Raw genomic sequence first — 10516 nt, forward strand, 5'->3', positions numbered from 1 at the left:
CGCTGCCCGCTCGACGAGGCCGAGGACGAGTTCGATGTCGGCGGGGTCTTTGAGATTCGCTTCCACGACGCGGCGGCCGCGGTGGGTCTGGTCGCGGGGCTGCCCGGCTGTCGGGAGCAGGCCGGCGCGCTGTACGCGGACCACGTCGGCGCCGAGGTCGGCGAGCAACGTTGCAGCGTGCGGGCCGGGACCGATGCCGGCGAGTTCGACAATGCGGACACCGGTGAGTGGTCCGGTGCCGGTGGTGGTCGCCATGAGTTGTTCCTCTGCTTCTCGGGGTGATGGAACATGTTGTGACGCTCGATGATCGGCGGGCTCCGGTGCGAATTCGCTGCGCCCTGCACGGTTGATTCGGGCTTGTTGGTGCCCTGCTCGCGGTCAAGCAGATTTCCGGCTTCTCCGTGGAGTCAGCGGGCGAGGCGTAGCGCGTCGCGTACCGGGTTGACCGTGAGAAGTGCGATGGCGGCGCACACGAGGTTGATGATGCCGAGGATTTGGAAGGCCGAGGCGTAGCCGGTTGCAGCGTCGGGGGCCGCATCGACGAGTCGTCCCATGAGGTAGGGGGCGAAGAGGCCGCCGAGGGACATGATGGCTAGGAAGATCCCGAGTGCACCGGCAACCTGGCGTGGCGGACAGATTTCCGACAGTCCCGAGTTCAGCAGRGGGAAGGCGATGGCGCCGAGTCCGTAGCCGAGGGAAACCAGGACGACGGCGATGATCGGGTTGTGGATGTAGGGCAGTGTGACCAGTGCCAGCCCGCACAGGAGGATCCCGATACTCGGCACGATTCCCCGGATGACGCGTGAGCTGGCGCCTCGGACGAGGAGTCGGTCGCCGATGGACGTGGTCAGTAGCAAGATCACGAACACGGCAATGCTGGGGATACCGAACATGGCGCCGGCCTGGACCCGCGTGTACCCCAATCCGACTTCGAAGTACGAAGGAAGCCAGGTGAGGATGACGGTGGAGACGGCATACATGGAGAAGACTGCCGCCGCGCCGCCCAGGAATGTCGGTGTCCGGAAGATCGTGACCCACGGGACGCGCGTGGTGGTGGTGTCCGGGGCGGGGGAGGCGTCGGCGTTCTCTGGATCGTCGGCTGCGGGGGTGCGTCCCCCGTAGGGGCCTTCTCGCCAGAGAAGCAGCCAGGCACCACACCAGATGACGCCGACGGCAGCGAGGGTGAGGACCGCGGCGCGCCAGCCCCAGTTGGTTGCGACCACCGCGAGCGCGGGAGCGAACAGGACTTTCGCCAGTGAACCCGACACACTGATACACGCCGAGGGGAACGACCGCTTCTCGGTGGGGTGCCACGAGTACACGCCGGTGTGGACGAGGGCGCTCGACGGTCCTTCGGTCAGGCCGAGGAACATTCGGCTGATCAGGACCATCGCGAAGCCGGCCACCACGACGAGCGGAACCATCGACACGGCCCAGCCGACGGACAGCAGTACGAGGGCCCAGCGCAGTGACATCCACTTGTTGAGCAGGCCGGCGAACAATCCGCCGATGGTGAAGGTGAGGAAGAACGCGCTGCCGATCAGACCGATCTGGGCGGAGGTGAGTCCGAACTCCTTGGCGACCGGTTGGGCGATGATCCCGAACACGGCCTTGTCGGCCCAGTTGATCATGTACAGAAACATCAATAACCCGGTGAAACCCCAGGCCTTGCCGCGGGACTCATCTCCCGGCCGCAGTGCGGCGGGTCTAACGGTGTTGGTGGCCATTGTCGTTGATCCTTTCGGGCTGCCGCGACGGATGCGGCGGCGGAGAATGCACGGCCAGCGTTCATCAGATGATCCCGCTGATACAAACGTTCACGTCTGCTCGGGTCGAGGGTCGACGGAACTGTGCGCGCAGTTGAACGATAATCGCTAATTGCGAAGAGGATTGGGGCGACACCCGTATGCGCTCCCGTGCGAATCGAGGCTATCTGTGAACTTCATCATAGTCAATGGTCGTTAAATTGTTGAGATTGTCCGGGGATGCAAACGAGGCAGTCCCCGGGTGGGAAGCGGGGGATCGCTTCGCACGGCCGGGGACTGCCTCTGGTGGGCTGGGGTACGTTCCCGCGCGGGTCGGTCAGCCCTTCTCTGCGCCGACCACGGACACGAACGACACGCATTCTCCGGGACCACCGCCAAGGTTGTGGGTGAGGCCGTATCGCTTGCCCTTCAAGGGGATTTGGCGGTGGTCGGGAGCTTCGCCGCGTAGTTGGAGCCAGCATTCGAACAACATGCGCAGACCGGATGCGCCGATCGGGTGCCCGAAGCTCTTGAGGCCGCCGTCCGGGTTCACCGGCAGGTCGCCGCGGAGAGTGAACCTGTCCGCCATCGTGTCCGTGCACGCCTGCCCGCGAGGTGAGAAGCCGAGGTCCTCCATCAGGACGAGTTCGGTGGGGGTGAAACAGTCGTGCACTTCGGCCATCATCAACTCGTCGCCGGGGGAGGTGATGCCCGCCTGTGCGTACGCGTCCCGTGCCGAGCGGACCACCTCTTCGAAAGTGGTGTAGTCGTATTCGGGGACGATGGGTCCGCTGCCCGGGCCGGCAGCGAAGGCGAGGGCCTTCACATACAGCGGGTTGTCGGTGTATTTGTGGGCGTCCTCGGCGCGCACGATGATGGCGGCCGCGGCACCGTCACTCACGCCGGAGCAGTCGAAGATACCGAGGTCGCCGGCAACGCGGGCGGAGGCGGCGATGGTGGCTTCGGGGACTTCCGCCTGGAACTGAGCCCGCTCGTTGCGTGCCCCGTTGTAGTGGTTCTTCCACGCCACGTGGGTCATTGCCGCCTTGAACTCGTCCTGGGACACTCCGTATTTCTCGCAGTAGGCCGGGGCGAGCATGGAGAACCGGGCCGGTGCGGTCAAGGTGGTGCCGGTGCCGTCCGAGGGTGGGTTGGCGCGGGTGAGCCCGGAGTACCCCGAATCCTTGAGCTTCTCCACGCCCACCGCCATCACGATGTCGTAGGCGCCCGACGCGACGGCGTAGCACGCATTGCGGAAGGCCTCGGAACCGGTGGCGCAGAAGTTCTCGACCCGGGTGACGGGCTTGTAGTCGATCTTGAGCGCCGCCGACAGGGTCATCCCGGAGAATCCGGAGTTCATCGTGCCCAGCCAGTAGGCGTCGATCGCGGCCTTGTCGATGTTGGCGGACTTGAACGCGTCGGTCGTGGCATCGACGACGAGGTCCGAGGTCGACGATTCCCAGCGTTCGCCGAACCGGGTGCACCCCATTCCGACGATGGCAACCTGATCCTTGATCCCGTGCGAGCTCATGACCGGTGTCCTTCGGCTGTCGGGGCGTCGGCGCTGGGCCGGGCCTTCCAGAAGTAGTTGTGGATGCCTTCGGCGGTGGAGAGCCGGCGGAACGTCATCTCCACCCGCTGGCCGATCTGCAGGGTGTCGGGGTCGATGTCGGTGAGCTCGCAGGAGAACCGCCCACCGCCGTCGAAGTCGATGACAGCGCCGACGACCGGCGGGGCGGGAGAGAACGCCAGGTGATCGATCGTGTAGGTCGCCACGGTGGCCTGGGTGTGTGCGAGCGGTGCGGGAACCATCCGATCGGTGACCCCGCAGCGCAGGCACACTCGCTGGGGAGGCAGGTGCTCGGTGTCGCATTCGAGGCAACGACTTCCGACGAAACCGTACTTCCAGTCGACCAACCGGTGTGAGGCGGGCGCTGCGGCCCGGTCGGGGTCCGGCCGGCGCGGCGTTTGCTTTGCGACCAGTCCCCGCCACGACAGGAAGTCGACGTAGGACAGGGTGTCGCGCCCGGCCGCGATCTGGTCTTCCACCGTGATTGCCGGGCGTGCGGTGGCGATCGCGTCGGTGGTGCGGAAGAAGAGCGTGTCCGCGCCGTCGGCGAGCACGGTGATGGCCAGAATCTGACCAGGCGATGCGGTGTCGAGCATCGCCGCCAGCGCCACACCGGCGTGCGCGGCCCCGGAATGTCCGATGCGCCCGACGAGATCGTCGACCGCGGCGCCGGGTGACACCCCGCTGGTCGCGAGGAAGCTCCGGGCCGCGCGGGGCGAGAGCCCGGTGACCGAGTACTTGTCCACATTTCCGATGGACAGCCCGGTTTCCTTGAGCGCGTTGGTCAATGAACGTGCCGCGGCTTCGGTATAGGCGCCTTCGCCGAAGCGTTCCTCCCACGTTTGAGACCAGGGGTCGCCGGGAGCGCGCCAGCGGTCGAGAAATTCCGTGGACGCGGACCCGGCGCCGAGGAACTCGGCGATCAGCGGTGTGGACTCGGTGGCCGGACCCACGACGAACGCCGCCGCGGCGTCGCCGCCGGTGGTCTCGTCGCTGCTTCCGCTCGGGCCGGTCCGGGTGTCGGCCAGCGCGACCAGGGTTCGGCCGGACCGCTCGAGGCCGGTGAGCAACGCGCAGGTCCCGGACCGGACAGCGCCCCCGACGTCGGCGGCGCGGGCGTCGGGACTGATCCCCAACGCTGCGTGAACGGCTGTTGCGTTCGTCTTGTCGATGTATGCGGGCGCCGTGGTCGCGAACAGGACGGCGTCGATGTCGTTCCCGATCCCGGCCAGGGCGCGGCGGGATGCCTCGACCGCCATGGTGGTGGTGTCTTCGTCGTAGCCGGCGACCGTGCGTGCACCTTTGCCTACGCGCCTGCCCACGGCCTGCTGAATGGTCGCGTGCGTCAGTCGCCAGTACGGAAGGTGCACTCCGTATGCGGCGATGCCACTGAGTGTGCTCATTGTGCCTCCGAGTAGATGTTCCCCCACTCGCAAAGTACATACCCGTTAACGCACGGTCAATGACCGTTCAGGCGATCATTGAAAAAAGCCAGTTGAGAGCGGTTCATCCAACGGTTACCGCAGGTTCAACCCACTCGCATCGGTGGCCAACATCGTTAATTCTTCGGCGAGGTTGGGGCGTTGCGCCAGGTCGTCGTTGATGATCACTTCGTTGATCAGGGAGTACGCGCATCCGGCGCGGACCTTGGCTTCGGCGGCACTCAGGTCAGGGACCGCGAGTTCGATGACGTGGGCGAGTTCGTCGACGTACATCCGCTGATTCCGGCGCCGAAGCGCCCGCACATTCTCGGGGAGCGAGTGCATTTCGGTGGTGTAGATGGCGATGAGGTCGCGGCTTTCGATGGCGAGGGTGGCGTAGCGGGCAACGATGTCGGCCGCCGCCTCGGACGCGGAGTCGGCGTGCCGCAGCGCGGTGGCGATGGCGCCGGCGATCTGCTCGCCGGCCCGGTTGAAGGCCGCGGCGAGAAGTTGTTCCTTGTTGTCGAAGTTCCGACTCACCGCGGAGGCGGTGACGCCGACCTGATCGCCGATGTCGCGCAGGGACACCCCGCTGAATCCCCGTTCCCGGAACAATTGGGTCGAGACGGTCAGGATGGCTTCACGGCGGGAGGCGTGCCGCAGCGGTCCGGGGGCGGTCGCGCCGGAATCGGTGGGTGTGGCCACGGATGCGGACGCCGGGAGCGTCGTGCCCAGCAGGGACCGGACCATGCCGGTGGCGAGGCGTTCGCGGGGCAGCTTCGCGGACTGTGTCGACAGTGCCACCCGGATCAGCACGCCTGCGGACGCCCGCAGGCGCAGCCCCAGGGACGCGCCGGGATCCTCGGGATCGAGCAGGGAGCTCCACGGCGCCACGATCGACTCCTGACGACGGGTCAACTCGGCCCGGCTCGCAGGATCGAGATTGCCCATCTGGCGCAGATACACCACATGCGCATCGGGATCGGCCAGGCAGGTGAGCACCGACGCGCGTAACACCCTCTCCTGCAAGGGCATATCCGCATCGGCCGATTCGCGGGCGGTCTCCATCTCGGTCAGATGCCTGCCGATGACCGCGGCGAGGATTGCCTGCTTGCTGGGAAAGTACCGGTAGACGGCCGGGCCGCTGAGCTCGAGTGCGGCGCCGATGTCGTCGATGCCCACCCCGACGAACCCGCGCTGGCGGAACAACACCGCCGCGGCGTCGACGATCTGGGCCGAGCGGTCCTCGGTGCGCTGGGTAGGTGTGCTCATTGATTGGTTCACGACGAGTGATGTCCTTTCGATCGTGTCGGGTCAGCCTATCGGAGCATCCCGCCCGTCCCGCGGTGCGTACGCCGCGTGAGCGTGATCGGACTCCTTCCTCGCAGACTCGGGAAAATTAACGAGTGTTGACTATATGTCACAGCACACGTTACCTTCGGTGGAGCGGTGAGGGGCGCTCGGCCGACGAACGTAGTACCAGGTGGAATGCACATGGTCCGCTGATCGGCGGGGATTCCGCCCTCCCTCTTCGCAACATCCGGACGTAAGGAATGAACGAATGACTACTTTCAAGGGGCGGACTGCCGTCATCACCGGTGCGGGACGCGGACTCGGCCGGGAGCACGCGTTGCTCCTCGCCGACCTGGGCGCCAACATCGTGGTGAACGACAACGGGTCCAGTGCCGACGGAAGCGGCGACGACGCCACCCCCGCCCAGCAGGTGGTCGACGAGATCACCGCACGCGGTGGCAACGCCGTGGCGCACATCGGGAGCGTGTCTGACTGGAAGACCGCCAAGGAAATGATCGATCTCGCGGTCGACACCTTCGGTGGACTCGATGTGCTGGTCAACAACGCCGGCATTCTCCGTGACCGCACTCTGGTCAATATGACTGAGGGTGAATGGGACTCGGTGATCGATGTCCACCTCAAGGGACACTTCTGCCCGCTCCACCACGCCGCCAACTACTGGCGCGAGCAGTCGAAGGCAGGCAAAGCGGTGTCGGCGGCGGTGGTCAACACCTCGTCCGGGTCGGGGTTGCGCGGCAACCCTGGTCAGGTCAACTACGCCAGCGCCAAGGCGGGTATCTCGATCATGTCGGTGGTGGCCGCCCGGGAACTCGAACGGTACGGGGTGCGGGTGAACGCCATTGCCCCGGTCGCCCGCACACGCCTGACGATGGCGGCGCCCGGACTCAAGGACCGCCTCGGCGTAACGGACGGGTTCGACAAGTGGGCGCCGGAGAACATCTCCCCGCTGGTCGCGTGGTTGGCGTCCGATGAGTGCGCGGTGTCCGGTCAGGTGTTCACCGTGATGGGCGGTCACATCGGCTGGCAGCGCGGGTGGGAAGAGCAGCAGTCCTTCGACCGCGACAGCCGCTGGACGGTCGACGAGATCGCCGATGCCCTGGCCGTCATTCCCGCGGGTCCGCCGGCGTTCACGATGTCCGCATAGAAAGGCGTCGTCATGATCGATCCCACCGATCTCATCGGTCGGCAGCTCCCGAGCTTCACGGCCATCGCCGAGCGCGGGCAGCTGCGATTCTTCGCCGACGTTCTCGGCGAGACCGACCCGGTGTACACGGACCTCGCCCACGCCCACGAAGCCGGGTACCCGGATCTGCTGATCCCCCCGACGTTCCTGTTCAGCCTCGAACTCACCCGACCCAACCCACACGGTGTCCTCGCCGAACTCGGCGTCGACATGCGCCAGGTGCTCCACGGCGAACAGTCGTTCCGATACCACTCGCTCGCATTCGCCGGCGAGGAATTGGTGCTGACACCGTCCTACAGCGACTACTACGAGAAAAAGGGCGGTGCGCTGCGCTTTCTCGTCCGCCGCACCGCCGTCACCCGGAAGGGCGAACCTGTCGCCGAAYTCGAGAACGTCCTCGTCATCCGAGAATTGGAGCTGACGACATGACCGCAGTACTGCAGGAACTCCCTGTCGGCGCCGAACTGCCACCGCTGGCAATTCCGCCGATCAGCAGGACCACTCTCGCTCTGTTCGCCGGCGCATCGAACGACCACAACCCCATCCACATCGACTCCGACGTCGCACACAGCGCCGGACTCGACGACGTTTTCGCCCACGGCATGCTGTCGATGGCGTACCTGGCCCGATTCGTCACGTCCACGGCGCGGCAGTGGGACCTGCGCAGTTTCCGCGTCCGATTCGCGGCTATCACCCCCTTGCACGGCCGGCCGACCTGCACCGGCCACGTCGCCGCCATCGAGGAACGAGGCGGCGAGCGGCAAGCGGACCTCGACCTGACCGTCACCCTCGCCGACGGAACGGTCACCCTCCGCGGCACCGCCACGGTCACCCTCCGCGGCACCGCCACGGTCACCCTCCGCGGCACCGCCACGGTGGCACTCCACAACGACCAAGGAGATCTTCCATGACCAGACGCACATCCCCCTGGATGACCGGGGACATCGACGCCCTGCACGAGATGGCCACCTCATTCTTCGATCGGGAGGTGACGGCGAACTCCGAACGGTGGGAGCAGCAACACCACGTCGACCGCGAGTTCTGGAAGAAGGCAGCCGAACTCGGGCTGCTGTGCGCGGCGATTCCCGAGGAATACGGCGGCGGCGGAGGTTCGTTCCTGCACCATGCGGCAATCGCAGACGCATACTCGCACACCGGCGACCGGGCATGGGGAAACTCGGTGCACAGCGGCATCGTCGCGCACTACCTGCTCGACTACGGCACCGAGGAACAGAAACGTCGCTGGCTGCCGCACATGGCCTCGGGAGATATGGTCGCCGCGATTGCGATGACCGAACCGTCCGCCGGCAGCGACCTCAAAGCGATCCGCACCCGCGCCGTGCGTGATAGCAACGAGTACGTCATCGACGGCTCGAAAACCTTCATCACCAACGGCTCCACCGCCGATCTCGTGGTGGTCGCCGCGAAGACCAACCCAGAGGCCGGCGCGCGGGGAATCTCGCTCATCATCGTCGAGACCGCCGAGTGCCCCGGCTTCTCGGTCGGCCGGGTGCTCGACAAGATCGGCCAACACGGCGCCGACACCTCCGAACTGTCCTTCGACGGTGTCCGGGTACCGGCAACCAACCTCCTCGGTGAGGAGGGCACGGGTTTCGCCATGATGATGAGCCAACTCCGGCAGGAGCGACTGATCATCGGAATCAGCGCCGTTGCCGCCACCGAACGCGCACTGGACCTGACCGTCGAATACGTCAAGCAGCGGGAGGCCTTCGGTGCACCGCTGATGAGCCTGCAGAACACCAGGTTCCAGCTCGCCGAATGCGCAACGCTCACCAAAGTCGCGCGGGTATTCCTCGACGACTGCATCGCACAGCACATGGCCGGCAAGCTCGACGCCTCCGCGGCAGCAATGTGCAAATGGTGGCTGACCGAGGTGCAGTGCCAGGTCATCGACAAATGCCTGCAACTGTTCGGCGGCTACGGATACATGCGCGAGTACGGCATCGCCCGGCTCTACGCGGATGCCCGCGCCCAGAAGATCTACGGCGGCGCCAACGAAATCCAGAAAGAACTCATCGCACGCTCGTTGTAGCGCGCCCGATGGAAAGAGACGACGTGTATCTCACCCAGGGACTTCACCGCAGCGTGAGCCGGTGTCCGAACAAGATTGCTCTCGTCAACGGGGACAGGCAGTTCACACACGCCGAGCTGATCGACCGGATCGGCCGGCTCGCAGCCGCGCTGGCCGGCCTCGGCGCCGCCGAAGGCGACCGAATCGGCATCCTGGCCACCAACTCGGCAGAGTACGTCGAGTACGCACTCGCGTGCCCGTGGGGCGGGTTCGTGCTCGCGCCGATCAACAACCGGTGGAGCCTGACCGAGATGGCGTACCAGGTCGACGACGCCGAGATCACGGTGCTGATCACGGACGAAGCCTCCCTTCCGCAGGCACTGGAACTCCGGGACACATGTGGAACCCTCGAATCCATCGTGTGTTACGGAGCCGCGCAGCTCCCGGACGACTGCCTGGACTACGAGGACCTCATCGCCGCGAGCACGCCGATGGCCGACCGGCGTCTCGCCGGTGATTCGCTGGCGGCGATCCTGTACACCGGCGGAACCACCGGGGTGCCGAAGGGGGTGATGCTCGGTCCCGGACAGATCATGGTCTCGGGTATGGGATCACTCGTCTCCGCGGGTCTTCCCAACCTGCCCGAACGGTTCCTGCACGTATCACCGCTTTACCACATGGCCGCGCTGGCCGGTATCTACCAGCAGATCATGCTCGGATCGACCCAGTACGTGCTCGGAGAATTCGACGTGCACCGGCTGGCCGCGACGATCGAGCGGGACCGAATCACAGCAACAACCCTGGTGCCGACGATGATCCAGCGGTTGCTCACGTTGATCGAAACGACCGGCGCGGATCTGTCCAGCCTGATCCACCTCGGTTACGGAGCATCACCGATCTCCGAAACCGTGCTGCGACAGGCATTGCGGCTCCTCCCGCACCTGCAGATGTGCCAACGCTACGGGATGACCGAACTCGGACCGGTCGCCACCCTCCTGACCCCAGCGGATCATCGGGACATCACCCACCCGCAACGGCTGCGGTCGGCGGGACGGGCCGCCATGCATACCGAGGTACGGGTGGTGGGAGAAGACAGCCGGGAAATGCCGGTCGGCCAGGTCGGCGAAGTCGTCGTTCGCGGCGGCAACATCATGCTGGGCTACTGGAAAAAGCCAGCCGAAACCGCACACGCGCTGCGCGGCGGCTGGATGCACACCGGAGACATGGGCTACTTCGACGACGACGGCTACC

Annotated in this window: 9 protein-coding genes and 1 pseudogene; 5 read left to right on the forward strand and 5 right to left on the reverse strand. The window is 66.0% G+C overall.

Going from position 1 to position 10516, the window contains the following annotated elements:
• The 5 genes from AC1D1G_RS34665 to AC1D1G_RS34685 form a co-directional block, all read right to left on the reverse strand.
• Positions 1–255, reverse strand: a 255-nt coding sequence (locus AC1D1G_RS34665) for a CoA transferase (protein WP_477955627.1), incomplete at its 3' end; no start/stop codon positions are given.
• Between the two features lie 152 nt (positions 256–407).
• Complete coding sequence (locus AC1D1G_RS34670) at positions 408–1727, reverse strand: MFS transporter (protein WP_477955628.1); 1320 nt, start codon at positions 1725–1727, stop codon at positions 408–410.
• Between the two features lie 355 nt (positions 1728–2082).
• Positions 2083–3276: an acetyl-CoA acetyltransferase gene (locus AC1D1G_RS34675; protein ID WP_477955630.1), complete on the reverse strand. Its 1194-nt coding sequence runs from the start codon at positions 3274–3276 to the stop codon at positions 2083–2085.
• Positions 3273–4718, reverse strand: coding sequence for an OB-fold domain-containing protein (locus AC1D1G_RS34680; protein ID WP_477955632.1), 1446 nt, complete (start codon positions 4716–4718; stop codon positions 3273–3275). The genes AC1D1G_RS34675 and AC1D1G_RS34680 overlap by 4 nt, the downstream gene beginning before the upstream one ends.
• 114 nt (positions 4719–4832) lie before the next feature.
• Positions 4833–6008: a TetR/AcrR family transcriptional regulator gene (locus tag AC1D1G_RS34685; RefSeq protein ID WP_477955634.1), complete on the reverse strand. Its 1176-nt coding sequence runs from the start codon at positions 6006–6008 to the stop codon at positions 4833–4835.
• Positions 6009–6297: 289 nt separating this feature from the next.
• On the opposite strand from AC1D1G_RS34685, the gene AC1D1G_RS34690 reads away from it, so the two are divergent.
• The 5 genes and pseudogenes from AC1D1G_RS34690 to AC1D1G_RS34710 form a co-directional block, all read left to right on the forward strand.
• A complete protein-coding gene (locus AC1D1G_RS34690; protein WP_477955636.1) occupies positions 6298–7194 on the forward strand; it encodes an SDR family oxidoreductase in 897 nt (298 codons plus the stop codon).
• A gap of 12 nt (positions 7195–7206) precedes the next feature.
• Positions 7207–7662, forward strand: a complete 456-nt coding sequence (locus AC1D1G_RS34695) for a MaoC family dehydratase N-terminal domain-containing protein (RefSeq protein ID WP_477955638.1) — start codon at positions 7207–7209, stop codon at positions 7660–7662.
• Positions 7659–8069: pseudogene (locus AC1D1G_RS34700) on the forward strand (MaoC/PaaZ C-terminal domain-containing protein); the annotation flags it as partial. The gene AC1D1G_RS34695 and the pseudogene AC1D1G_RS34700, both read left to right, overlap by 4 nt.
• Before the next feature lie 71 nt (positions 8070–8140).
• The gene (locus AC1D1G_RS34705) at positions 8141–9286 is read left to right on the forward strand and encodes an acyl-CoA dehydrogenase family protein (RefSeq protein ID WP_477955639.1); all 1146 of its coding nucleotides are present in this window, start codon (positions 8141–8143) and stop codon (positions 9284–9286) included.
• A 23-nt stretch (positions 9287–9309) separates the two neighbouring features.
• On the forward strand, positions 9310–10516 hold a 1207-nt coding region (locus tag AC1D1G_RS34710; RefSeq protein WP_477955640.1), incomplete at its 3' end, for an AMP-binding protein.

The organism is Rhodococcus sp. P3_B8 (genome assembly GCF_056402775.1).